The 26,430-nt window shown below is 44.1% G+C and carries 18 protein-coding genes and 1 riboswitch; of the genes, 10 read left to right on the plus strand and 8 right to left on the minus strand.

Annotated elements, in window-relative coordinates; translation table 11 throughout:
• Positions 1-62: 62 nt before the first annotated feature.
• From QUB35_RS02475 to QUB35_RS02490, 4 genes are all read left to right on the plus strand, one after another.
• Positions 63-1,424, plus strand: a complete 1,362-nt coding sequence (locus tag QUB35_RS02475) for a leucine-rich repeat domain-containing protein (protein ID WP_333139044.1) — start codon at positions 63-65, stop codon at positions 1,422-1,424.
• Positions 1,425-1,699: 275 nt separating this feature from the next.
• Complete coding sequence (locus tag QUB35_RS02480; protein ID WP_242716025.1) at positions 1,700-2,140, plus strand: Rrf2 family transcriptional regulator; 441 nt, start codon at positions 1,700-1,702, stop codon at positions 2,138-2,140.
• Positions 2,141-2,198: 58 nt separating this feature from the next.
• Positions 2,199-3,161 carry a cysteine synthase A gene (cysK, locus tag QUB35_RS02485; protein ID WP_333102231.1) on the plus strand — a complete coding sequence of 321 codons (963 nt, stop codon included), beginning with the start codon at positions 2,199-2,201 and terminating at the stop codon, positions 3,159-3,161.
• A 548-nt stretch (positions 3,162-3,709) separates the two neighbouring features.
• Positions 3,710-4,390, plus strand: a complete 681-nt coding sequence (locus QUB35_RS02490) for a J domain-containing protein (protein ID WP_333139047.1) — start codon at positions 3,710-3,712, stop codon at positions 4,388-4,390.
• On the opposite strand, the gene QUB35_RS02495 is transcribed toward QUB35_RS02490, so the two are convergent.
• Both QUB35_RS02495 and QUB35_RS02500 read right to left on the minus strand, forming a co-directional pair.
• Positions 4,373-4,702 (minus strand): hypothetical protein, encoded by a 330-nt coding sequence (locus QUB35_RS02495; RefSeq protein ID WP_333139049.1) that lies wholly within the window; start codon positions 4,700-4,702, stop codon positions 4,373-4,375. The two genes, QUB35_RS02490 and QUB35_RS02495, sit on opposite strands and share 18 nt — an antisense overlap.
• Complete coding sequence (locus tag QUB35_RS02500) at positions 4,699-6,198, minus strand: cyclic nucleotide-binding domain-containing protein (RefSeq protein WP_333139051.1); 1,500 nt, start codon at positions 6,196-6,198, stop codon at positions 4,699-4,701. The genes QUB35_RS02495 and QUB35_RS02500 overlap by 4 nt, the downstream gene beginning before the upstream one ends.
• A 442-nt stretch (positions 6,199-6,640) precedes the next feature.
• Here QUB35_RS02500 and QUB35_RS02505 point away from each other — a divergent pair, with 442 nt between their 5' ends.
• Positions 6,641-7,513 carry a 6-carboxytetrahydropterin synthase gene (locus QUB35_RS02505; protein WP_333139053.1) on the plus strand — a complete coding sequence of 291 codons (873 nt, stop codon included), beginning with the start codon at positions 6,641-6,643 and terminating at the stop codon, positions 7,511-7,513.
• 177 nt (positions 7,514-7,690) lie between these two features.
• Here QUB35_RS02505 and QUB35_RS02510 read toward each other — a convergent pair whose 3' ends face one another.
• Complete coding sequence (locus tag QUB35_RS02510) at positions 7,691-8,578, minus strand: pentapeptide repeat-containing protein (protein ID WP_333139055.1); 888 nt, start codon at positions 8,576-8,578, stop codon at positions 7,691-7,693.
• Between the two features lie 480 nt (positions 8,579-9,058).
• Here QUB35_RS02510 and QUB35_RS02515 point away from each other — a divergent pair, with 480 nt between their 5' ends.
• The 3 genes from QUB35_RS02515 to QUB35_RS02525 all read left to right on the plus strand — a co-directional run bounded on the left by QUB35_RS02515 (position 9,059) and on the right by QUB35_RS02525 (position 12,152).
• Complete coding sequence (locus QUB35_RS02515; RefSeq protein ID WP_333139058.1) at positions 9,059-9,343, plus strand: TRADD-N-associated membrane domain-containing protein; 285 nt, start codon at positions 9,059-9,061, stop codon at positions 9,341-9,343.
• A gap of 163 nt (positions 9,344-9,506) precedes the next feature.
• Positions 9,507-9,698 carry a 6-carboxytetrahydropterin synthase gene (locus QUB35_RS02520; protein ID WP_333139060.1) on the plus strand — a complete coding sequence of 64 codons (192 nt, stop codon included), beginning with the start codon at positions 9,507-9,509 and terminating at the stop codon, positions 9,696-9,698.
• Between the two features lie 213 nt (positions 9,699-9,911).
• Positions 9,912-12,152: a tetratricopeptide repeat protein gene (locus QUB35_RS02525; RefSeq protein WP_333139062.1), complete on the plus strand. Its 2,241-nt coding sequence runs from the start codon at positions 9,912-9,914 to the stop codon at positions 12,150-12,152.
• A gap of 463 nt (positions 12,153-12,615) precedes the next feature.
• On the opposite strand, the gene QUB35_RS02530 is transcribed toward QUB35_RS02525, so the two are convergent.
• Both QUB35_RS02530 and QUB35_RS02535 read right to left on the minus strand, forming a co-directional pair.
• Entirely contained in the window at positions 12,616-14,115 is a 1,500-nt protein-coding gene (locus tag QUB35_RS02530) for a response regulator (RefSeq protein ID WP_333139064.1), read from the minus strand.
• 9 nt (positions 14,116-14,124) lie between these two features.
• Positions 14,125-20,199 carry an AAA family ATPase gene (locus tag QUB35_RS02535; protein ID WP_333139066.1) on the minus strand — a complete coding sequence of 2,025 codons (6,075 nt, stop codon included), beginning with the start codon at positions 20,197-20,199 and terminating at the stop codon, positions 14,125-14,127.
• 809 nt (positions 20,200-21,008) lie between these two features.
• On the opposite strand from QUB35_RS02535, the gene QUB35_RS02540 reads away from it, so the two are divergent.
• Positions 21,009-21,827: a Uma2 family endonuclease gene (locus QUB35_RS02540; protein ID WP_333139068.1), complete on the plus strand. Its 819-nt coding sequence runs from the start codon at positions 21,009-21,011 to the stop codon at positions 21,825-21,827.
• A 187-nt stretch (positions 21,828-22,014) separates the two neighbouring features.
• Positions 22,015-22,111, plus strand: a riboswitch (TPP riboswitch).
• 7 nt (positions 22,112-22,118) lie between these two features.
• Positions 22,119-23,492 carry a phosphomethylpyrimidine synthase ThiC gene (gene thiC, locus QUB35_RS02545; protein ID WP_333139070.1) on the plus strand — a complete coding sequence of 458 codons (1,374 nt, stop codon included), beginning with the start codon at positions 22,119-22,121 and terminating at the stop codon, positions 23,490-23,492.
• A gap of 396 nt (positions 23,493-23,888) precedes the next feature.
• Here the strand turns inward: thiC and QUB35_RS02550 are convergent, their stop codons facing one another.
• From QUB35_RS02550 to dcm, 3 genes are all read right to left on the minus strand, one after another.
• Complete coding sequence (locus tag QUB35_RS02550) at positions 23,889-24,050, minus strand: DNA cytosine methyltransferase (RefSeq protein WP_333139071.1); 162 nt, start codon at positions 24,048-24,050, stop codon at positions 23,889-23,891.
• A 231-nt stretch (positions 24,051-24,281) separates the two neighbouring features.
• Positions 24,282-24,764: a hypothetical protein gene (locus QUB35_RS02555; protein ID WP_333139073.1), complete on the minus strand. Its 483-nt coding sequence runs from the start codon at positions 24,762-24,764 to the stop codon at positions 24,282-24,284.
• Between the two features lie 273 nt (positions 24,765-25,037).
• Positions 25,038-26,369 carry a DNA (cytosine-5-)-methyltransferase gene (dcm, locus tag QUB35_RS02560; RefSeq protein WP_333139075.1) on the minus strand — a complete coding sequence of 444 codons (1,332 nt, stop codon included), beginning with the start codon at positions 26,367-26,369 and terminating at the stop codon, positions 25,038-25,040.
• Positions 26,370-26,430 lie beyond the last annotated feature (61 nt).

Below are 26,430 nucleotides of genomic sequence, written 5' to 3' on the forward strand. Positions count from 1 at the left end.
TCAAACGATTGTAACAACGATTTCACTTTTATTAAAAACTTAAATCACAGGAGCGAGAGCAAATGAAAAGAGTACAGAAACTTCTATGTATGTATTATTTTAAAGTCACATTCACCTTTTGTGTAGCTTTAATTATTATTGTAAGTGGATGCAATTCAATTATACATTTTAAACAGATACAATCACAGCTACAAACACAGCCCAAAGTACAAGCAAGCAGTTACCGCACTTTTGCTGATTGGTGTGTAAATAAAACCAATCTCACTCTCTCTACTAGGCATACTATTGAACTGTTGTTGCGGGATGTTGAGACAACCGACTGCGCCCAAGCTAACAAGAAGCTTTCTAGTCGCACTGAACTTAGCATCGAGGGTTCTCAACTGGTTGACCTCAGTCCATTTTCATCCTTTAAAATTTTGAGGAAGTTAACCCTTAGTGTTAATAATATTTCTGACATCAGTCCGCTAAGTTCTCTGACTAATCTTACTGTACTTAAGTTAGATAGGAATCATACAATTTCTGATATCACTCCGTTAAAACATCTAACTAATTTAACAGAGTTAGCCCTTTTTGGCAATCAAATTTCAGACATTGCACCCTTGAAGGATTTAACGAAGCTAACTGTATTGGAGCTCAGATATAATCAAATTAAATCTCTCAATAATTTGAATAATTTGAATAATTTGACTAAACTGAGCCTAACCGGTAATCAAGTCTCGAATGTTAATCCCTTAAAATCTTTAACACATCTAACATACCTCTCGCTAGATGCCAACAAAATCTTTGATATTAATCCTTTAAAATTTCTCAATAAATTAAGAAAATTATACTTGCAGAAAAATCAAATATCAGACATTAGTCCCCTGAAATCTCTAACTAATCTAAATACCTTGTTTATTAATACAAATCAAATATCAGACATTAGTCCCCTGCAATTTCTGACTAACCTAACTACACTGTATATCTTTGAAAATCAAATATCAGACATTAGTTCGTTGAGATTTATGACTAAGTTAAAAAAAGTCGATTTGGCTCATAATAAAATCTTTGATCTTAGTAGGTTATCTGGGATTAATTTAACGTCTCTAGAACTCACGAACAATCATATTTCCGATGTTAGATCGTTGAAATTTATGAAGAGTTTAACGGTACTTTCCCTCGCTGACAATCAGATTTCCGACATTAGTCCCCTGAAATCTCTGACTAAACTGACTGAACTCTACCTTAGCGAAAATCAAATCTCTGACGTGAGCGTATTAAAATCTTTAACCAGCTTAAGAAGGCTCGACCTTGCTAACAATCTAATTTCTGACATTAGTATGTTGAAAACTTTAATTTACATCTTGGAAGTCTACCTTGAAGGCAATCCGCTGACTAATAGAAATTGCCCCTGGGGATACGATTTTAGATGTCGATACGAATAATTAGAGGGCGGACTCCTTGGGATAATTATGCCTACATCGCAGACTCAGGGCGGAGGAGCATCAAAGCTCTGGATGTTAATCCTGACATAGCAACCGCGCCTAGCGCCGCCAAACGCCCAGCGCAACAAATTACAAGAATTTATGAAAGTCAGTAAACTCCAGTGGAGAACCGGGGTATAATCAAAGGTGAGGAGTGAGAATTTGGAACTCAAAATTGAGAATAATTCTAAAATCTGACTTCGGAGTTGATAATTCTGGAACTTTCAAGTGCAATTATGGTGGAACTATCGTGTAAAAGCGAATACGCAATCTTAGCTTTGCTGGAGCTTGCCGATTGCTACGAAGAAGGCGAGCCTCTGCAAATTCGCCAGATAGCGGCTCAGCAAAATATTCCCGATCGATATTTGGAACAGTTGCTGGCTACCATGAGACGCTGCGGGCTGATTCGCAGCCAGCGAGGAGCTAAGGGAGGTTATATCTTGGCCAGAGAACCCTGGAAAATTACACTCCTCGAAATTATCAACTGCCTCGAAGGCTCAGAGTTCGATCGCTCTGAAAAAGACTCGCCTGCTCAAACTGTAGAAAGTGCGGTGATTTGGGAAGTTTGGCAAGAAGCTCGATCGATTGCCAACTCAGTGTTGCAAAAATACACGCTACAGGATCTGTGCGAAAAGCGCAATGGCAGACGGCAGCTCGATATCATGTATTACATCTAGTTAAAATATTGCCAACTAGGAATTAAGATTTACTTTCAACCACAAACTGACAAAGATTATGCGTATTGCTGGCGACATTACAGAATTGGTAGGGCGGACGCCCCTGGTGCAACTCAACCGCATTCCCCAAGCCGAAGGCTGCGTGGCTCGGATTGTGGTCAAACTCGAAGGCATGAATCCGGCAGCATCGGTGAAAGACCGCATCGGTGTCAATATGGTCAATCAAGCAGAGGCCGAAGGTCTGATTAGTCCTGGCAAAACGGTTTTAGTAGAACCGACTTCTGGGAATACCGGAATTGCTCTGGCAATGGTGGCTGCGGCTAAGGGCTACCAGTTGATTTTGACCATGCCGGATACGATGAGCACGGAACGCCGATCGATGCTGCGAGCTTACGGGGCCCAACTAGAACTGACTCCCGGAATTGAGGGCATGAGCGGCTGCATCCGCCGCGCTCAAGAGATTGTGGACAAAACTCCCAATGCGTATATGTTGCAGCAGTTTCGGAATCCCGCGAACCCGCAGGTTCACCGTTCGACAACGGCTGAGGAAATTTGGGAAGATACAGACGGCGAGGTGGATTTCCTGATTTCGGGAGTCGGCACGGGCGGTACGATTACGGGTGTCGCAGAGGTGATTAAGTCGCGGAAACCCGAATTTAAGGCGATCGCCGTTGAGCCGGCTAATAGTCAGATACTGTCGGGCGGAAAGCCAGGGCCTCACAAAATTCAAGGTATCGGCGCTGGTTTTGTGCCGCCGGTGCTGAATGTGGATTCGATCGACGAAATTATAGTTGTTACCGATGACGATGCGATCGCCTATGGCCGTCGCTTGGCCAGAGAAGAAGGACTTTTGTCCGGTATTTCCAGCGGCGCGGCACTATGTGCGGCGGTGAAAGTCGGCCAGCGTCCCGAAAATGCAGGGAAATTGATTGTAATGATTCAGCCTAGCTTCGGCGAACGCTATCTCAGCACTCCCTTGTTCCAAGATCCAGAACTCAATCTGGCGATGGCCCTCAACTAGGTCAGCCTCCGACCCAAGCTGCAGAAACTGACAGCAGGGCGTACAGTGTACGCCCTGCTTGGCTTGGCTTTTTAGCTTAAAGAATTGCGATAGATTGTAGCTGCCTCGATCGCGAGCGATGCTGAATTTGTCAAGGGGCTTTTTTTTGAACGAACCGCTTTCGGCGCGTTAGCTTCGTGGCCGGTAAGCGCTCTTGTCGGGAAGGAAAGAGCTAACAATTGCTGGGAGGAGGGCTATAGCGGTTCTCAAGCGTGGTGAGGTATGGGGGCTTTGTCCTATGCCCTATGCCCTATGCCCTATGCCCTATGCCCGCGAGAGCACCTCATGTTACCGAGAAAGGCTATATATGAGCCCCCAATGTCGATCGGCTTGCCACTTCAAAAGCATCAATCTTTTTCTAAAATAGATTGATGATAAGTTTAAAACTGACGTTTTCAACTTACACTTTTTGGCATTTATATCAGATAAATACCTAATAAATTAGCAAATAATGATATTTTTGTCAAGCTTTTTTTCACAAATTATCCAGATTTCAAGGAAATAACAGCGTGTCTTCCGTTATCAATCACTACAAAACCCTAAAGATTAGCCCAACCGCAACACAAGCCGAGATTAAACAAGCATACCGCCGTTTAGTCAAATTATTTCATCCAGACAGCCGCAGCGACACAGCGGGTCACGAAGAGATTGTCCGCCTCAATGCAGCCTATGAAATATTAGGAGACGCCCAGCACAGACAATCTTACGATCGCCAACTTTCCGAGCAAACCGAACAGCAATCACCAGTCGCACCAAACGTCAGCCGCCAGCAACAACAAACAGCACGGGACGCTGACGAACTAATGGAACAGTGGCTGATTAAAGTATACAAACCAGTCAATAGAATGCTCAACAGCATCTTGAAGCCACTTAAAAAAGAAATAGACGAATTGTCAGCAGATCCGTTTGATGACGAACTGATAGAAAAGTTTCAACTTTATATCGAAACCAGCCGCGAGTATCTCAAAAAAGCTCATAACTTTTTTACATCCATGCCCAATCCATCTAATGTAGCCGGAGTTGCGGCCCATCTCTACTACAGCATCAATCAAGTCGGAGACGGAATAGAAGAATTGCAGCTATTTACCCTCAATTATGACGATCGCCACTTGCACACCGGTCAAGAACTGTTTAGAATTGCCGCTAGACTGCGGCGGGAAGCACAGGATGAATTAAAAATTAAAAGTTAAAAAAGCAGATTGTTCCGGGAGCCTCTCAATGAAAGCAGGCAAGCTAGAAATTGGAGTTAGGAGCCAGGAGCCAGGAGCCAGGAGGAAAGAGCAAGAAGGAAGAAGGAAGGAGCCAGAATAAGTGTTTTTACAAATATGAGATGCTCCCATTGTTCCCTCTTCCCTCTTCCCTCTTCCCTCTTCCTTATTCCTTCTTCCCTCTTCCTTCTTCCTCCTTCCCTCTTCCCTCTTCCCTCTTCCCTCTTCCTTCTTCCTTCTTCCTTCTTCCTTCTTCCTTCTTCCTTCTTCCTTCTTCCCTCTTCCTTCTTTCAAATTCCAAAAAGAACTTGAATTCGCTTGCGAATTTTAATAAAAGGAGTTTGTCCCAGAGAGTCGCCATCTAACAATCCTAAATCTCTCAAAGCTTGCTGGCGTTCCGACAATTTTTGAGCAATCTGATCTGCTAAATTCGGCTGTTCTATTAAAAGTTTTTGCAAGTCGTGGCGTTCCACCACAAACAAAATTGCATCTTCGCTAGTTTTAACCGTCGCGGTTCTCGGAGTTCCCAACAGCAAAGATATTTCCCCAAAAAACTCGCCCTCGTGAAGCGTAGCAATATACTGATCGGCTTTTTGAGAAAGAACTTCTACAGTACCCGAAAGAATAATATAAAAAGAATCGCCAGGGTCATTTTCTTTACATACAACCTGTCCCGCTGGAAACAGTTGTCGGTAGCCGTATTCAATTAACTGTCGCAGTTCTAAATCCGTACACTGTTCAAAATAAGTTACTCGCCGCAACAAATCTCGCAGCGTCCAATTATTAGGGGATTTAGACCCTGAATTTTTATGATCGGAAACCGTGGAATTAGATTTGATTTCTGTAGAATGTGTGGCATTCTGCGGAAAAAGTTTGCCGTTGGAATTATCGTCTTTGTTATTGTGAAAAAGTTGAGTTAACTCTTGCGGGTTTCGCAGCCATAAATCCCTCTGTGGAAAGGGAATTTCGATATTTCGGTGGCGAAATTCGTAATCTATTAAAAAATAAACTGCACTTTTAATAGCATCGCTTTCCTGTGGCTGGTCAATCCAAACTAAAAGTTCAAAATTTAAAGCGTGATCTCCAAAACCGCAAAACCATACTTTAGGAGAAGGATGGGATAAGACATTCGATTCCATCCGCGCCGCAATTAATAGCGCTTCCGTAACTATTACTGGGTCAGAGCCGTAAGCAACGCCGACGGGGATGTGGATGCGGCATCTGGGGTCTTTGTAACTCCAGTTAATAATGTTAGTTTCGACAAACTTAATGTTGGGTATGATTACAAAGAGACCGTCAATTGTTTTTATAATCGTAGAGCGGATCGAAATGGTTTCTACCGTTCCTAATAACTTGTCTATTTCAATAAAGTCTCCGACTCTAATTTGGTGCTCGAATAGCAGGGTGAGACCGCTGATAAAGTTGCTGGCGAGATTTTGCAAGCCGAAGCCGAAACCAATGCCGACAACGCCAGCTAAGACGGTGAGAGAAGTGAGGTTGATGCCGGCACTTTGCAGGACGAATATACAGCCAAGCGTTGCTAAAATATAGCTAATGATGGTGGAAATTGCTTCTCGACTGCCACGATCCAATCCCATCCGAACTAGCAGGCTGCGCTTGATTCCTTCACTGATAATCTTAGCTAGAATGAAGGCAAATATAGCTAAAACTATCAGTTGGACGATCGCACTGATGGACAGATGAGCGTCCCCGATATAAAAGAGGGGGGTTGTCATCGCACCCGACCAATCTTCAAAAAAGCGATCGGCTCGTGAAGTAATCCAATTCATTAATATTTGGTAAGGGGTAATGGGTGATTAGTTTTGAGCGCAACTGAACCGCCAACTGCTAACTATTGCAGAGCTTAGGCGAAAAACTCGAACTGTGGAGTGCCCTGTGTTGCAAAAAAGGTCGATTCCTTACCGCAACGGGCCCGCTTCGCGAACGGGATAAATCCGCACGCGCGTACTTTCTCAAAGGCTCGTAACTGATGGGTTAGCAATTGATGGCGAGAAACTGTTTTGTAGCGGTATTTTCTGCCGGATATCTGTGTTGTGGCGTAAAATGGGCCCGGCGGCTTGATCGATCGGCGACCTGTTGCCAATATTTGGAAAATTGGTAGAAATTCATTTACAGCACCCTCAAATAATCGAAAAATTCCAGCAAAAATTAGTTTATCCTTAAGAAGCGAGTCCTTTACAGAACTTAACAAGCTTACCCTACTTGACTTTTATGCAGTGCATCATCAATCGTCGGGCACAGTTTTCGGCGAGTCACCGGTACTGGCTGCCGGAGTTAAGCGAAGCCGAGAACTTTGAGCGGTTTGGCCCAACTGCCCGCGCACCGGGACACGGACACAATTACGTCCTTTACGTTTCCATGATAGGAGAACTCGACGAGAACGGCATGGTGCTCAACCTGTCTGATGTCAAGCACGTCATCAAACGGGAAGTTATCAAGGATCTCGATTTTTCCTTTCTCAACGAAACGTGGCCGGAATTTGAGCAGACTCTGCCAACTACCGAAAACATAGCACGGCAAATTTGGCTGCGCCTAGCCCCTCATTTACCTGTGAGCAAAATTCAATTGTTTGAACATCCCGAACTTTGGGCTGAATATTTAGGAAACGGAATGGAAGCTTATTTAACTTTGTCTACTCATTTTAGCGCGGCCCATCGGTTGGCTCGTCCCGATTTGAGCTTTGAAGAAAACTCGGAAATTTACGGCAAATGTGCTCGTCCCAACGGTCACGGTCACAACTATCATTTAGAGGTGACTGTTAAAGGGGAAATTGATGCGCGGACTGGCATGATTGCTGATTTGGGAGCTTTACAAAAAGCCGTTGACGATTATGTTGTTGAACCCTTCGATCACACTTTTTTAAATAAGGATATTGCTTATTTTGAGAACGTTGTGCCGACTGCGGAGAATATTGCTGTTCGGATCGGGCAATTATTGCGATCGCCCGTTCGGGAATTGGGGGCAGAGTTGCACAAGATTAAGCTGATTGAAAGTCCGAATAATAGCTGTGAAATTTTCGGTGCTGATTTAGAGGAAGTGGCGACCGAACGTCAGCAGCCGGAAGCGGTTTTAGCTGGGGTTTAGTGCTGAATATCTGCTGGTAGATTCACGAGTCTTCTCTGTATATCCCAGAGTCCGGCAGTCCGAGAGTCCGACAGGGGTTTTCCACCCCTGTCTCATAGCTACAGTCGTCTGAAAGAAAAGTACAATTAATCATATTTTCCTCCAGAAGTTGGCTCATTTTTAGCTAATTCCAGAGCATTATACTTTTTTTGGAACTTTAGAGCGATCGCCTGGAGAATCTTCAAAGATTGCGCCTTGTTTAATGAGGTATTGCTTCATCGATTCAGAAATGCCTAAGTTCGAGCTGAATCGGGCTTCCTCAACCTTAGTCTTACTCAGGTCGGCACGTCTCAGGTCGGCATCAATCAGGTCGGCACCACTGAGGTTGGCACCACTGAGGTTGGCACCACTGAGGTTGGCACCACTGAGGTCGGGACTTCTGAGGTCGGCACCACTGAGGTTGGCACCACTGAGGTCGGCACCACTGAGGTCGGCAACTCTGAGGTCGGCACCACTGAGGTCGGCATCACTGAGGTCGGCACCACTGAGGTCGGCACCACTGAGGTCGGTACCACTGAGGTCGGCACCTCTCAGGGTGGCACTTCTCAGGTCAGCACCGCTGAGGTCAGCACCACTCAGTTTGGCAAAATTCAGGTTGGCACGACTCAGGTCGGCATCACTTAAGTCAACCCCACTAAAGTTTCGATCTCTAATTCCCTGAGTAACAATCTCTCGTACTAGATGCCACTTATTATTGAGTTCGTTACTTTCGTCATCCTCTGAGCTTTCACTCAAAATTTGAACATCTGCAACAGGAAAACCGCTTACTTCCTTTAATTCTCCTGATTTGATGAGAGATACAAGCCGATCGATATCCTCTTGAGCACCCTCTACAGTTAATCGGATGCTGCCCTCTTTAATATCAGTAATTTTTATAGTGTCTCCTGCATATTTTCGTAAAATAAATTCAACCCAACTTGAATTTCCAAAGGAATTTATATCACCTATCAATTTAATTTCAGCTTTAATTGTATGATTTTTTTTATCTATTACAGTCACTTGAAGGTCAAAGGTTGGTGTTAGCATGGTCTCCCCTCCTTCATTAATATCAGGGTTTATGCAATCAGTTATTACTGGTATTTGAGATGGATCTTCTTCTGATAGTTCCGCTATTTCCCTCCAATCTAATTTCAGTTTTTGACATATCCTTTGAAAGGAATCAAGCTGAAGGGGCTGGCACTGAAAAAACTTGGTAACTGTACTGCGGCCTAAAAGCTGAGATTTGGCAAAGCTACTTTTTGACTCAAATCCTAGCCTGATCAGAGCGTTTATTGCTATCTTTACACCTTCTGAAGATGCGGTGATAGTTATCTTCTTCTTTTTTCTGATGCTTAGGTCAGTCATAATGTGGAGAGTCTTTTGACACGATCGCTGACAAAAGCGAAACTAGAGCATAGGACAATCATAGAGCAATCACAAGAGAGCGACAAGTAAATCATTGTGTAGTCAGGGTTTCAAGCATTTTGCTTCACACTAGAAGTATAAAGTTTAGGCTCAACGAAACCCATGAATAACCAGCCAATCACCCACTCTGACTCCACAATAGAAATGATTATTGCCAAAGAACGATTGCGCCAAGCCCACCATAGTTTTAACTTGGCCCTTGTAACGACCGCAGCCTGTGTCCTCATCAGTTTTGCGGGAGTTGGGCTTGTACTTCTGGGCAAAGCCTCAGAGGGCACTATCACGGCAACAGGAGGTCTGGCATCGACTGCTTATTGTCTCAAGCTGTCCAAAGAGGCCAATGACAGACTTGATAAGGTTGCGGAGGATCTCAACGACGATCGATAGCGGGTCGATGGCAGATAATTAAAGCAATACGACTGAGGCAACAATCATCAGGATCGATCGGGGCAACCACGGCGGGATTGCCCCTACAAAACGCGCTTATTCAGAGAAAAATACCCTCGATCGCACTTTTTTAAATAAGGAGATTTCCTGTTTTGAGAAGGTTGTGCCGACTGCGGAGAATATTGCAGTTCGGATCGGGCAATTGTTGCGATCGCCCGTTCGGGAATTGGGCGCAGAGTTGCACAAGATTAAGCTGATTGAAAGTCCGAATAATAGCTGTGAAATTTTCGGCGCTGATTTAGAGGAAGTGATGGCTGAACGTCAGCAGCCAGAAGCAATTGTAGCTAGGGTTTAAAGCTAAAAATTGGGTCTGTTGGGGCGGGTTCACCCGGATATTGGGCTAATTGTGCAGATTGGTAAACCCGCCCCGATGATTTCGAGGGTTATTCAACCGGATTAGGCGCGAGAATATATTTTTGCACAAAAGTTCCACAGCCAGAATTATTGGCACTTTTCCTGAAAAGTCAGGCTGCGCGCGTATTTTGGAGATAGTAAGTCAGCATTCCTCATGTCAGCTATTCTAACTGCTGAGAGTATGAGGTCGATCGCCCGATCGCTGACAACCAAGCACCAATTTCTCCTAAATGAGTTGACGTTTATGCGCGTCTCTAATCTAGCTCTCCTGACTCTGGCTGCCCTCGCATCCCACAATTTAACTGCTAATACTAGCGCCAATCCTGCTGCACCTCCTATTTCTCCTGAGACACCGCAAGCTAGCAACTTTGTTGATGCCGTAAATAATACTGAATCGCGTCCGGCTGAGTCAATTAGCGAGCCTGAGACGATCGCCCACGAACAATTTTCCCCAAATATTACCGTATCCCGTCGGGCTGAGTCAATTAGCGAGCCTGAGACGATCGCCCACGAACAATTTTCCCCGCGAATTGCTGTAAAATCGCCGACAGGTTTACTGGTAGCGGCCGCTCAACCCGATGTATCTGCTAGTGCCAAAACCAAGGCGAATACTCCTGCTGCATCCGGCGATGAACTAACAAAATCTTTACAAGAAACCTGGCTGGCTAAATTAATCGAAACCGGGGCTGAAAGCAATCCTCAAGTTCGCGAGGTTTTAGCTTTTATCTCCCCGTCTAGTGGCAGTGCGGAATCTGGATATGGTTTTAATAGTACCATAACTCTGCTCAATATTTTGCTAATTCTTGGTACTGTATTTCCACCTGTGACAATTGCATTTTTTTGGATGATGCGACGGCTGATAATCAAACAGTTGGTGGCTGATGCCAATAAACGATTGCAGGGCATTGGTGTATTGGAATCCGAACTCAGAAATTCTAGCCAACTGACTCAAAAGTTAAAGGATGAATTAGAAGCGCAAATGGGTGCAGCTAAACAATCCCTTGATTTTTTAACTAGAGAAACTGAAGTTTCCAAATCTTCTGTCGAGCAAATTGAGACTCTCAAATCTCAATTTATCATGCACCTGCAAGTTTTGCGGAAAGAAGTTGACGAGAAAAAATATCAAATTGTTCAAGAGATTTCCCAAGTTCCCGCAGTTGTTGCCAAAGAAGCTCTCAAAATCGCACCTCAACCGGCCTTAAACAATTCCCAAAAATCGCAAACTGCACCTGCTAACGACGAAAAATTGATTGCTGACGATTATATCAAGCAAGCCGAAGGGCTTTATTTTCAAGGCAATTATGATGAAGCATTAGTCTGTTTGGAAAAAGCTGTTTTAGCGAATAAATTTTTGAATGAGGCTTGGTATTGGCGCGGAAATGTGTTAGTAAAATTGCAGCGTATGGAAGAAGCACTCGCCTGTTACGACCAAGCAATATTAATTAAACCGGATAACTACGAAGCATGGTATAATAAAGCGAGTTTGCTGGGCAAATTGCAGAAGTACGAAGAGGCGATCGCCTGTTACGAGCGAGCAAGTTCGAGCGAATCCCGAAAATACGGGTGTTGGCACAGTATAGCGGCTTTGTTGGGTCAATTGCAGCATTACGAAGAAGCGATCGCCAGTTACGATCGCGCCCTGGCTATCAAAGCAACCGACAGCGAACTTTGGCACAACCGAGGCGCGATGCTGGGCAAAATACAGCAGTACGCAGCAGCAGTTGATTCTTACGATCGCGCTATTGAGCTCAATCCCAACAGATACGAAACTTGGTACAATCGAGGCAATATGCTGTGGAGACTGCTCCGCTACAGTGATGCTATTGATTCTTACGATCGGGCGATCGGCATCCGGCCAGAGAAATACGAAGTTTGGTACAATAGAGCCGCTGTGCTCGGAAAATTGCAGCGATATCAAGAATCGATCGAATCCTACGACAAAGCAATAGCCCTTAAACCGCAGGATTTTGAAGTGTGGCACAACCGAGGCGTAGCTTTTGAGAAACTATCGCAGCACGAAGCAGCAATTGCCTCTTACGAATCAGCAATTACTCTTAATTCGGAGTGTTACGAAGCTTGGTTTGCCAAAGGGGAATCTTTAGCAAAATTGCAGCGCAATGAAGAAGCGATCGCAGCTTATGAGAAAGCGATTGCTATTAAGCCCGACTCCTACGATGCTTGGCACCACTTGGGTACAGCTTTGTCAGAATTAAAGCGGTATGAGGAAGCAATGGCAGCTTACGATCGAGCTATTGCCATCAAACCAGACAATGCGGAAGCTTGGCGCGATCGAGGCGCACTTGTATCAGAATTAAAGCAGGATACAGAAGGATTTATTGCCGGGGAAAAAGATACTCAGAAACAGCCACAATCCGATGAATCTTCGGACAGTTAGTTATATCAAATCCGTTAGCATCGGAATAGTAAATTCGAGTTCACGGTTCACTGTTGACTGTTGACGGTTGACTGTTGACGCCGTGAAGAGTCAACCGTCAACAGTCAACATCATGTATGAGTGTTACCGGAAATGATATTAGCTGTAGCCTACACCGCTACGTGGACACCCGAATTTTCTTGTTGGTAATTGTGCGCTGTGATGGGCAATCGCACAAACCCCGCGATGGCGCATCATATCAAATCTGTTAGCATCGGAATAGTAAATTCCAGTTCACTGTTCACCGTCAACAGTGAACAGTGAACAGTGAACAGTCAACCGTCAACCGTGAACCGTCAACCGTCAACAGTGAACAGTGAACAGTGAACAGTGAACAGTGAACAGTGAACCGTCAACATCATTCCGGTGTTACCGGAAATGATATCACAGCGCACAATGATAGATGAAGATACCCGACATTATATCAAGCTGACAGCGACAAGACAGGAGACTCCTGCTGAAGCGGAATCTCAATAGTAAACTCTGTTCCCCCGCCTGGTGCAGAAATACACCCCAAGCTTCCCCGGTGTTTTTCCACTACAATTTGCCAGCTAATCGACAACCCAATCCCTGTGCCCTTACCGGGGGGTTTTGTCGTAAAAAACGGGTTAAATACGTGGCGACGAACCTCTTCCGAGATCCCTGGCCCATTGTCCACAATTCGGACAGCTACGCAATTGCTGCTTGTTACTTCTGTGCTAATCCGAATCACGCTAGGATTCGCTTTAATTTCTTCTAGCGATCTCTGCGTGTTCCACTCGTCAATAGCATCGATCGCATTGGCAAGTATATTCATAAATACCTGATTCATTTCTCCCCCATAACAGTCCACTTCGGGCAGGTTTGGGCAATAGTCCCGCACCACTTCAATCGAGGGGCGGTCTGAGTTAAATTTTAGCCGGCTCTGTAAAATCATCAGCGTGCTGTCCATGCCTTCGTGAAGGTTGACCGATCTCATTTCATATCCTTCTTGCCGTGCGAAGAGGCGCAAAGATAAAACGATTTCGCGGATGCGATCGGCTCCTAAGTACATCGATTTGAACAATTTAGGCAAGTCGTCTTTGAGATAATCTAGCTCGCTGGCTGCGATTTCTGCTTGTATATCTGGAGCCGGATGAGGATAGTGCTTTTCGTAGAGGTCAAGGATAGTGACCAAAGCTTTTGAATATTCCAGAGCATAGGAAAGATTTCCATAAATAAAATTAATTGGATTATTGATTTCATGAGCTACGCCAGCCACGAGTTGGCCTAGCCCGGACATTTTTTCGCTCTGAATGAGCTGGCTTTGCACGTGCTTGAGTTCGTGCAGGGAATTTTCTAGCTGTAGGGCTTTGTGCCGCTCTCGCGCTTCCGATGCTTGCAAAGCTGCTTCTGCAAGCTTGCGTTCAGCAGCCTCCTGCTTGAGGCGTTCATTCGTTTGGGAAAGTTCAGCGGTGCGCTGTTCTACTCGCGTCTCTAGCTCTTGTGCCAAAACTTGTAGGTCGGCTTGCGCTCGCTCGCGCTCGACAATTTGCGCCTGAAGCTTTTTAGTTAGATTTCGCAGATTCAGGTGCGTGATAGCGCGAGCTAAAACTTCTTCGTGTTGAAGGGGCTTAGTGATATAATCAACTCCCCCCACATTAAAGCCTTGGACTTTGCTTTCTGTATCGTCCAGTGCGGTCATAAAAATGACTGGGATATCTTTAGTTAAGTCATTCGCTTTCAGATTTTGACAGGTTTTAAATCCGTCCATTTCTGGCATCAGAACATCCAACAAAATTAAATCAGGCTGGGAATATTGCACTTTTTTGAGAGCGCTAGACCCACTGCGAGCTACCCAAACAGTGAAGCCAGATGCGGTCAAAAAATCCAATACTGAACCCAGATTAGTGGGCGTATCATCCACAATTAAAATGGTGCCTCTGTCTAAAGATTCGCTAGTCATTTTTATTCCTCATCTAAACTGTTGAACAAATTCTACTAATTTGTCTTCTTCAAAGTTTTGGGTTAATTCAAGCAACTGATTGGCAAAAGGTGCATAACGCATATCTATTGCCTTCAGCTTGCTGGCTCGCTGCTCAATACTGAGGAGTTCACCTTTCATGGCTAAATCGAACAGGACTGCAACTTCTTCCGAAGGGGGAGCAATCAGTGGTTGGTCTTGGATTTGGGAAGGGAGTTCGGTGAAGATACCTTCTGAACTGAAAGTTGTTCGCTCTTCATAAATCCATTCTAAACCTAAATGGTTGCCCAAGCATTCTAATAACTTTTCTGCCCTAATTGGTTTGAGGAGAAAAGCGTTGCAACCAGCCTGCAAAATACTGTCGGGATCGCCGGATAAAATGCTAGCAGAAGTTCCGATCGCGATTACATCCATCAATGGAGGGATTTTTCTGATCCGCCTCACCGCTTCAAAGCCGTCCATGACTGGCATTACTAAGTCAATTATAATACAGTCAGGTTGAAAGAACAGCGCTTTATTCACGCAGTCTAGACCGTCCGTTGCCTCCATTAATTCAAACCCAATGGGAGCTAAAAGATTAACGAGGACAGAGCGATTTTGCCAGCGATCGTCAACGACTAAAATTTTCCGCCGATCGCCTGAGTAACCCCTGATAATTTTTTCTGGTTCTTTTTGATACCCTCCCCAGCTTTCGGTAATAGGCAACTCTAACTCAAACCAGAAAATACTGCCTTTACCTAAAGAGCTTTGTACTTTCAGTTCGCCGCCCATCATCTCCACTAATTGGCGACTAATTGGCAGCCCTAATCCTGTTCCCTCTATCTGGCGATCTGAACCGCTGGCTTGCTCGAAGGGCAAAAATATTTTTGAGAGTTCGTCCGGCCCGATGCCAATGCCTGTATCTTCTACTTGGAAAATAAATTTCGCTGTTGGGGATTGGGGATTGGGGATTGGTGATGACAAAGATTGCTGAGTCTTCACTCTGTCTACTTTAAAACTAACGCCTCCTTTTTCGGTGAACTTTATGGCATTACCGAGTAAGTTGATGAGAATTTGCCGCAATCTTTTTTCATCGGCTTGGACGCAAGTGGGAAGTCGAGTTAGCGGTTCGTAAATCAAAGAGATTCCCTTCTGTTGGGCGCGAATCTGGCAGATTTCAGTAATGCCTTGGAGAAAGTCTGACAGGTGAAACTCGGTGAGGTAGAGTTCCATTTTTCCGGCTTCGATTTTGGACAGGTCTAGAACGTCATTGATTAGAGTTAGGAGGTGTTCGCCACACTGATGAATGATGTTAATACCAGAAATTTGCTGACTGGTTAAATCTATGTCTCGTTTGAGGATTTGGGTATAACCTAAAATGCCGTTGAGCGGTGTGCGAAGTTCGTGGCTCATGTTGGCCAGAAATTGGCTCTTGGCGAGGTTTGCGGCTTCTGCCGCTTCCTCGGCTCGCTGTCGCTCTTGAATTTCTACTTCTAGGCGCGTATTTTTGGCTTTTAATTCCTCGGTTCGCTCTTCTACTTTGACTTCTAAAGTGTGATAGAGGTTGGCATTTTCTAAGGCGATCGCAGCTTGTCCCGATAGCATCCGCAACACTTCTACCCGCTTCGGCGTGAAAGCGCCAGCAATCACGTTGTTTTCTAGGTACAGGATGGCACTTAACTTACCTTGAGATAGGATAGGCGCACACAAAATTGATTTTGGTTTGTGTTGGGTAATGTAGGGGTCGGCGTTAAAGATTTCCTCGCGGCCCGAATCATTTAAAACGACATCTTTATGAGTTCTGGTGACGTAATTAAGTACCGAGATAGGCACTTGCCCAGAAGTTGATACTGGTAAAGATTCTAGCACTCGGACTTGATCTTGAGTCCCCGCCGCTTCTATAACAAGTTGACCCTCTTTTGAGAGAATAAGCGATCCAGTTTCAGCGCCTGCGTTTTCTATCAAAATTTTCATTAACTTGGTGAGCAAGTTAGGTAGAACAATTTCGCTAGAAATGGCACTAGATGCTTTCATTACAGTTGCCAAGTCTAGCAACTCGGTTTGACCGCCTGTAATGGTCAAAGGAGGAATTGTCATCGTAGGGTTGAAAGGGGTTTCGGTGACGACAGAGGCTCGCGCTATTAATTGCGGGTATTTTTCTTCTAGATGTTTAACTTTAGCTAAAGCTCCCCAGCGCATATAGGCATAATAAGCATCGGTCATGTAAGTTCTGGCAATCTTTTCTTTACCCCATGAAAAATAAAATTTAGCAGCGAGTTCGTGAGCTAGTGCTTCTTCGTTGATGTACTCGTTTTCTTTAGCAAGAGCGATCGCTTTGTCGTACATCTCCATTGCTTCTACTTTTTCGCCTAAAACCCGATGCTTTTCTGCCTCGACCAAATAGAATTTATGCAGATGATTCATTGGGGCATAATCCGCCCATTTTTGCATTTTTTCTTGATTACTTTGTACGCGATCGCAAATTTTATGTTGCCCAGGCGTGGGGCTAGGGGCATACACCGCTAACCGTACTAAAGAATCGTAAAAATGGAATAGAGGAAGATGAGGTGTTGCGACTACTGCGTCCAAATACTTCTCTTCTATCTCAGAATTTTCAATCGCTTCAGAGTAATTTTCAAATAAATAACAAAGTATAATTTTATTTAAATATATGTAGGCCACTGCCGCTTTGTCATTTGCTTCCTGGTGCAGGGGCAATCTTATCTGCTCATCGCAGGCTTCACCCTGGAGACGGCAGGTATTTTCACTTTTTTCGAGCAGATTTAAGGTAGCCTGCCAATAAATTTCGTGATAATAAAGCGCTGTTTTCTGCTTGATTTTCTGAATAGCATTTCTGTTGATTGCCATTTCTCTTTCAAGGGAAGTCAGCTCTTGGCCGGTATAGTAAGAGAAATAAGAGTACACCAATAGACCAAAAGCACCAAATTCTAAATCTCCCATTTCCAATCCGCTAGAGTAAGCTGATAGCAAAGGCTCTAATGTTTGTCTCAGATGCTCTTTCCAAGGTCGGATAAATATATTTACTATGACGACTGTTTTGGCTTTGATTTCTTGAGCATTTAACTTTGACAGCAGACTTAAAGCTAATTGACCAAACTGATAACCCGAATCAATATCTCCCACAACTCCGCAAAGCAGAAGACCATAATTGGCATAAGCAATGGGAGAAACAGAAGCATTACCATATTGGACGGATAAATCTACTTGTTTGCACACAGTCAACGGCAACAGTGTAGGAGCAGCAATATATGCAGGAGCAAAGATACTTGATAAAAGTTTGATGGCTGCTAGTTTATAGCGATCGCTCATTCGAGGCAGGTCAATTAAATCCTCAATTCGCGTTCCACTCAAAATTGCCGCAGTTTCGCCTAGTGCCTGTCCAATATCGGACGGTTTCGGCTCAGAGGGAAACTCGACCCCTAATAGCTTTAAAACTTGTAGCGCTGTATTAACCGCTTCTAGCAGCCTGTTCTGCCCTATATAAGCCTGCATCTGGACTTCGTATACTTTCACTTTGTCCAGCAGCGTTTTGGCGCAGTTTTGTACTATCTCAACGAATCTCTGCATTCCGTCAAAATCACCACTCAAATATGCTGATTCTGCTGCTTCCTCATGCAGCCTTAATGTCAGTTCATACCGATTCTCCCAGCTATCTACCGCTAGCAGAGATAAACCCACTTGCAAATATTTGACGGCGGAATCGTGGGCTGTAGCAGCTTTGGCTTTCTGACCTGCAATCAGATTCAATTCGGCTAGTTCATATTTTTGGGATTCAGTGGTAAGTAAGTCAGTACCATAATTGAGTTGGTTAACTAAAGCGAAAATATTTTCTTTTCGGTCTTCTGGCGTTGTACTTTGCAGCAGCAGTTGACCGATTTTTAAGTGAGTTTCTTTTTTCTGCTCATCTGGAATCAAAGAATAGGCAGCTTGCTGCACTCGGTCATGTAAAAACTTGTAGTCTACCTTCACATCAGTTAAGGTAAAACCGCCCGATTCTTCCTGAGTAAATACGAGGGGAATTTTGTATTCGTTGCTCAAAGGTAAAATCAAGCCAGCTTGAAGTGCTTCCCACAATTGCGCCGCCGTGACTAAGGATGATTCCTGATTGACAATCGTCAAAACTTCTAAGTTAAAAGTGTTGCCAATGCAAGCAGCAAATTTTAATACTTTTTGTGTATATTCGGGCAATTTGCGGATGTTTCTAGCAATCAGCTCGACAACATTGTAATCGGTGATGCCGATCGCTTGAATTTGCTCAATATTCCATTGCCAACCCCCCTTTGTCCCCCCTTGGTAAGGGGGAATTAGGGGGGTGAAGTTATAAGTCAACAAATCTTCTTGATAGAGAGTTTTGAGGAGTTGACTTAAGAAGAAAGGATTGCCCTGCGTTTTATTAAAAAGTAGAGAGGCGAAATTTCGCGTCTTTACAGACAGGGGTTCCGAACCGCCAGATTCATTTAAAGTATCCGCAATTAATTCTTCGACATGAACCAGGTGTAATGGTTGAAGGACAATATTATTCACCGTCGCACCAGTTTGGCGAATCTTGTCAATCGTTTGCATCGTCGGATGAGTTGGATAAACTTCGTTATCTCGATATGCCCCAATCACCAATAAATACTCGCTATCAGAATCAGTTATTAGCAATTCAATTAATTTCAACGATGCCGAATCCGCCCACTGCAAGTCATCGAGGAAGATAACTAAGGGATGGTCAATAGTCGTAAATACGCCAATGAATTGTTTAAAGACGCGACTGAAACGGTTTTGAGCTTCAGTTGCCCCTAGCTCAGCTACAGGTGGCTGTTTGCCAATAATTAATTCGATTTGAGGGATAACATCAATGATGACTTGTCCGTTATCGCCTAAAGCGGATAACAGTTTTTCTTGCCAAGTTTGGATTTCTACTTCGCCTTCGGTTAGCAGTTGCTGAGTTAAGGATTGGAATGCTTGAATCAGAGAAGTATAAGGAATATTGCGCTTGAACTGGTCAAATTTACCTGCAATAAAATAACCTCGTTGCCGCACAATGGGTTTGTGAACTTCATTGACCAAAACTGTTTTGCCTATCCCGGAATAACCGGAAACCAGCATTAATTCGGTGGAACCACTGGCAACGCGATCGAAAGTTTCGAGAATTATTTCAATTTCTTGGTCGCGACCGTAGAGCTTTTGCGGTATATTTAATTGCCCTGCTTTATCCGCACTTCCAACAACAAAGTTGGAAATATATCCGCTAGCCTGTAGCTTTACCAAGCAAGTTTCTAAGTCAAATTTTAGTCCCTCAGTGCTTTGGTAGCGGTCTTCAGCATTTTTAGCTAATAACTTCATCGCAATCGCTGAAATTTGTGGTGGGATTTCAGGATTTAGCTGGTGAGGGGGAATGGGAGTTTTGGCAATATGGCTGTGTACCAATTCCAGCGGGTCTGTGGAATTAAATGGCAACTCGCCTGTGAGCATTTCATAGAAGGTAACGCCTAGTGAATAAAAATCAGTGCGGTAGTCAATTGAGCGATTCATCCGGCCAGTTTGTTCTGGCGACATATAGGCGAGTGTGCCTTCGAGCAAATCTGGATGGCTGAGCGTCGAATTTTCTCGCTCCAGGCGCGAAGCGATGCTGAAATCAATAATTTGAACTTTTTCAGTGGCTGGGTTGATGATAATATTTTGTGGCTTTACATCTTTATGAATAATGTTATGTTTATGGATTTCGGCTAAGGCAGAGACAAGCTGGAGACCCAAAGAAAGAAATTGAATGATTGTGAGTTTTTTCCGCTTCATCCAATCGTTGAGAGACTCGGAGCCTGAATCTTCTAATATTAGTGCTAAACCGTTTTTATAGCTTTCTAAACTAATGGCTTTGACGATCGGTTCTACGTTCAAGCTCTGCAGAATTTGATATTCGTGCCGCAAGCGGGTGATGTCAGAAAGAGTGGGATACTCAGCCTTTAGCGTTTTGACGATCGCGCTGGACAAGTCCGAATCCTTGCGAGCGCGATCGACTGAAGTTCTTATCCCGCTGTGGAGGGTTTCAACGAATTGATAGCCAGCTAAGTTGAGAGTCATTGTTATTCTAGCGATCGCAAGGGAATTGAGCGTGAGGTTCAGGCCGGTTTTAAAACTTAATTATTGTTAGAGCTGATTGTAACATAGCAATTTACTCAACAAAAGTTAGCCCAGTTTTTGCCGGGACTTTTCTACAAAGCGTAGACGAGCCAAGGGCAGCGAGTCAGAAGGGCTTTTCTACAGCCAAAAGTTCACTATCTTAGAAAGGCTATGCTTGCTTTTAGCGAACTATGCTGATCTATCTAGGATGCCCTAAAAATCTTAAAACATATTAAAAGTTAATAAAGTGTAATTTATTTATTGGCTTTTACTCTCCTTGGCTCCCTCGGATTGCGTTCAAGCGGATATCATTGAATTATATTTTTGTATCAATCAGTAAAGAAAATTTAACATTGTTAAATGTCATAAAAAATAAATTAACAAAGCTTCAAATGAGTTTCAGGAATTAACCAACTTTCTAAAAAACTGCTACAGTTAGTAGATGTCATTTTTGTGAGTTATTACCCAAATATAAAGAGCGAAAATGTCAGGAGTTGTCAAGATTCAAAGGGGGGAAACAGAATCTGAACTGAAAGCTCTTCTCGCTCAGAGTTAACAATGCTCACCGACAAGAACAACAGCAATCTCTGCATTGACCCAAAACCCAAACGGTACCAACAGTAGTGAGCGTTGATTTTATCTTGGGTTAGGCTGACTTTTTGATGATTAAATTTTAGTGATTTACCGGGGGCTTGTAATTCGCCCAATTTCGCTTTTTCCTTCTTCCTTCTACTATAATAAGTTGAATTCCTCAAATCAGCGCAAGTTTTATGACTATTGCCAAACCATTTGAATTGGAAGTCACCCATCTCCCAGACCACACTGAATTACCAGAGTCGGACGGTACTTTTGTGAAAAACTTTCAAGAACTTCCTCAAAGCATTATCCTGACTGATTCACTCCGACCAATATTGCAACGAATTCATCCTGACGGACGCTATCGTATCGGTCAAGATTGTGGGATTTATTGGCGTTTAACTGACCCTCTCGAACGCGGTGCCGAAGCACCCGATTGGTTTTATGTGCCGAATGTTCCTCCACTATTAAATGGTGAGGTGCGACGTTCTTATGTATTGTGGAAAGAATACGTTGCACCGCTGATTGTTTTGGAATTTGTGTCGGGTAATGGTTCAGAAGAGCGAGATAGAACGCCGCCACCAGAACCCGGTCAAGCAGAAGAACAAAAGGTGGGAAAATTTTGGGTTTACGAACAGGCGATTCGCGTGCCTTACTACGGCATTTATGAAGTGAAAAAAGCGGCTGTAGAAATGTATCATTTAGAAGACAATCGCTATCAGCGCATGAGTGTAAATGAGCGCGGTCGCTATCCGATTCCTCAGCTTGGAGTTGAGTTGGGCATTTGGCAAGGTGAATATGATGAGATGAATTTACCTTGGTTGCGTTGGTGGGATAGTGAAGGGAATTTGCTGTTAATTGGAGAGGAACGTGCCCAAGAAGAACGCCTGCGGGCAGAACGAGAAAGCCTTCGCGCGCAACAAGAAAGCCTTCGCGCGGAGGAAGAAAAAGAACGCGCTGATCGCCTAGCAGCAAAATTGCGCGAAATGGGGATTAATCCTGATGAGGTGTGATTGTTTTTAGGTTGTTAAATGGGGTGCGATTCCCTTCGGGATAGCTTCGCTCGCTTGTACTTTTTAAACAGCAGAAATATCAGAAACCCCAAAAGGGAGCTCGCACTTTCGATCTCCTCACCCCATTGTTTATATTAAGATTTCCTTAATTGCTTTGATCTGGTACAGAAATCGGTGATACAATCAACAGCTTAGCTAGGGGTGCCCGAATATCCGGGCTGAGAAAACACCCTTAGAACCTGAGTCTGGGTAATACCAGCGGAGGGAAGCTGTTTATCAAGGAAATTAAATATGCGTACCGAATGGATCGCTAAGCGTCAGGGCCAGAGCAATGTATCTCAAATGCACTACGCCCGTCAAGGTGTAATTACTGAGGAAATGCACTTTGTTGCTAAGCGAGAGAATCTCCCGCCAGAACTTATCCGCGCGGAAGTAGCGCGGGGACGGATGATTATTCCCGCTAATATCAATCACCCGAATTTGGAACCGATGGCGATCGGCATTGCGTCTAAATGCAAAGTCAATGCTAATATCGGTGCATCTCCCAACTCTTCCAATATGGAAGAAGAAGTTGACAAGCTTAAATTAGCAGTGAAATACGGCGCTGATACCGTGATGGACTTGTCCACCGGTGGCGGCAATTTGGATGAAATTCGCACTACGATTATCAAAGCTTCACCAGTGCCGATCGGTACTGTACCAATTTACCAAGCTTTAGAAAGCGTTCATGGTAATATGGAAAGTCTAACGCCGAATGACTTTCTTCACATCATTGAGAAACACGCTCAACAAGGTGTTGATTACCAAACAATTCACGCCGGAATTTTGCTCGAGCATTTGCCGTTGGTGAAAAATCGGTTGACTGGGATTGTCTCTCGTGGCGGCGGCATTTTGGCGCGGTGGATGCTGCATCACCACAAACAAAATCCTCTCTACACTCACTTTAACGACATCATTGAAATCTTCAAAAAATACGATGTTTCGTTTAGTTTGGGAGATTCTCTGCGCCCCGGTTGCACTCACGATGCGTCGGATGATGCTCAATTAGCTGAACTCAAAACTTTGGGACAATTAACTCGCAAAGCTTGGGAACATGATGTGCAGGTAATGGTGGAAGGCCCCGGCCACGTGCCGATGGATCAAATTGAGTTTAATGTCAAAAAACAAATGGAGGAGTGTTCGGAAGCACCCTTCTATGTTTTGGGGCCGTTGGTGACAGATATTGCGCCTGGATACGACCACATTACCTCAGCAATTGGGGCGGCGATGGCAGGTTGGTACGGTACTGCAATGCTGTGTTACGTGACGCCGAAGGAACACTTAGGATTGCCGAATGCTGAGGATGTCCGAAACGGGCTGATTGCTTACAAAATCGCGGCTCACGCTGCAGATATTGCGCGGGGCCGTCCGGGTGCGCGCGATCGCGATGACGAACTCTCGAAAGCGCGTTACAATTTCGATTGGAACCGTCAATTTGAGCTGTCATTAGATCCAGAACGGGCAAAGGAATATCACGACGAAACTTTGCCGGCGGATATCTACAAAACTGCTGAATTCTGTTCAATGTGCGGGCCTAAGTTCTGTCCGATGCAGACTAAGGTTGATGCCGATGCTTTGACGGAATTAGAGAAGTTTTTGGCTAAGGAACCTGTAGCCCAAAGCTAATTGGATTAATTCGTAGGGTGGGCATTGCTCACCTTACTTAATCCTAAAGCTGTTTCGTTTCTTGTGGGGCGGCCATCCTGCCCGCTCAAAAGTAGGGTGCTGATGGCGCACCTTACTTAAGGTTAGATTAAAAGCAGTTTCCGAAAAGGAGAATTGCGATGTTCCCTTGCAGGTACTTTTTTGTTACCCAGGAATCCAGAATTTTATCGAGATTGGGAAGAGCAAAAAAAGTAGCTATTTGCTCTTTAGTTAATAGTTTGCCATCTTAGTCATGCCCAAATTCTTTATTTCGCCTTGTCGATATAAAACTCTTCATCAACTCAATTTCGTCTAAACTGCACTAGCCTCGCAAACCCAGTTTGCAAGAATGAAGAGAATTGCTACCGCGATAGTCAATTAGCGGCCTACCCTGTACTGGTAAACTAACTGAGCGTCGGGATTGATTTCGCTGCTTAAGAGGCATTCCGTTTCCCGATTCAAGGAACTAGCGGCGGCTTCAAACGCTAATCTCATGCCGCCTCTTCCTGAGAATAAGTCAATAAAACGGATTTTTTTCATGGCTATTAAGCCGGTGGTGAAAACTCATATTTTGTGCTATTTTTTAATGGAGGCAGAGCCTCTAGATATTCATTACCAGGCAGAGCCTGGTAACGAGAAATATGGAGGCAGAGCCTCTAGATATTCATTACCAGGTAGAGCCTGGTAACGAGAAATTTTCAATTCGTAGGGTGCGTTAACGCCGTGTAACGCACCGCCAGCCTCATGCACCATTTGAGCTAGGTAAAAGATTTACCTGGATATGTTAGCTCGCGCTGTCTGTTGACACGTTGAAAGAATGCGGCGATCGTTTGCGCTAATTGTGCGAATAGAATGCAGATTTGTTAGCTGAGTATTGACTTCAACTGTTTGAATTTGTCCGCCTGACATGGTTTTCCCGTACAGTGTATTTCCCTCAATTTTACCAGTGAAGCACGCAAAGTCCGATCGCGGCGCGTAGATTGCACCAACGACGCGATCGTTCTGGCGTTGAAACACGATATAGTTTTGAAGAACTTGGTTGGGCTGTGGCGAATCTCCGTACAGGTAAATACCATCTGGCAAAGCAGCAACATTAGTCTTAGATGGATTTTGTTGTGCTTGAAGCGGTTGTTGCTGAATCCCAACACCAATTAGTGTCAGAGGACAAATAAAGGCTGTTGCCAGTCGTTTCCATTTCTCTTTAACAGATGCAGGTAAAATCATTACTGCTTCTCCTTGCGCGTCATCTAACATATTAAAACAGTCTTCTCTAGTTAATATCTCGCTCAGGTTATAATTTCCCTCTGCTAAAATCAGCCGATTGGTAGAGATTCTGAACCTGAAAGCTTGCGCTTGCTTAGCACCGAAAACTTTATTTTCCCTTGTCCTGCAAGTGCCTGAGCTGATTTTGATAAAATTAGAGCAGGCATAGTTTCTAATGCCACCCCATAAAATACCGATCTAAGGTTGATGCCGATGCTTTGACGGAATTGAGAAGTTTTTGGCTAAGGAACCTGTAGCGCAAAGCTAGTTGATCGGGTGGGCGGAAATACTCGGATCACCCTTCCCAATTAACCAGGAGCTAACTTTTTGTTTGGTAGAGTACAAAACATTCTGAATAACTTCTAGAGCAACAGCTTTAACTACATTAATACTTACACTATTACCCAGTTGATGATAAGCTTTATCATCATTAGGATGCAAAATAAAACTATCGGAAAAACCTTGTAACCGCGCCGCCTCGCGGGGAGTAATCCTGCGGACTCGGTTATGAGAGTAAACTCCTAATCTATTAGCATCACTGGCAACAATTGTTACAGAAATTTTATGCAGATCGAGAAATTTATAGACTTCAAAGGAAAAGTTACCGGATACAGGTTTGTATTGATTGTTGTTCCGTTGCAGGTACTTTTTTGTTACCAAGGAATCCAGCATTTCATCGAGATTGGGATGAGAAAAAAAAGTAGCTATTTGCTCTTTAGTTAATAGCTTGCCATCTTGGTCAGCTCCAAATTCTTTATTGCGCCTTTTCAATATAAAAAGATTCATTAATTCAATTTCGTCTAAACTGCACTCGCCTCGCAAACCCAGTTCCCAAGAATGAATCGAATTGCCACCGCGATAGTCAATTAGCCGCCTACCGTGCAAGCGACTGAAATCATTGTTAACTATTTGTTTCAAGGCATTAACAAATTCTGGCGAACAATCATATTTTGGATCTGGATTGTCTTCCAAAATATCTGCAACTGTAACAGGTTGACTTAACGGGGAAAATAACGATAGCTGTTGATGACTAGAGGAATGCGAATCTTTTGGGCCTAAGTCAGAAATTAAGCCAAATTGGGGCGAAGCATTTAAAATTCCTACTAGGTAAACTCGGACACGGTTCTGAGGTAAGCTAAAGTTAGAGCTGTTAAGCAAGAAATAATCGAAGCTGTAACCTCGGCTTTTGATTTCGCCCTTAATAGTTTCGAGGGTTCTGCCGCCGTCGTGGCTGACAAGCCCCCGCACGTTCTCGAAAATAAATGCTTGAGGTTTAAAGGTATCAATTAACCTTGCAATCTCAAAAAATAGGGTGCCTCTGGTATCTCCAAAGCCCTCTTTTTTGCCAGCATAGGAGAAAGACTGACAAGGAAATCCCGCTAGTAAAATTTCATGTTCAGGCAGTTTGTCAATTAATCGGATGTCGCCTAAAGGTGTGTCGGCAAAGTTTTTCTGGTAAACTAATTGAGCGTCGGAATTGATTTCGCTGCTTAATACGCATTCTGTTTCCAGATTCAAGGAACGAGCGGCGGATTCAAAGGCTAATCTCATGCCGCCTATTCCTGAGAATAAGTCAATAAAACGGATGGTTTTCATAGCCTTATTCTCGCTGGTTAAGATTGATATCTTGCACTATTGTTAACATGAGGCAGAGCGA

Source organism: Microcoleus sp. B13-B6 (assembly GCF_036705405.1).
In the GTDB taxonomy this organism is placed as follows: Bacteria; Cyanobacteriota; Cyanobacteriia; order Cyanobacteriales; family Microcoleaceae; genus Microcoleus.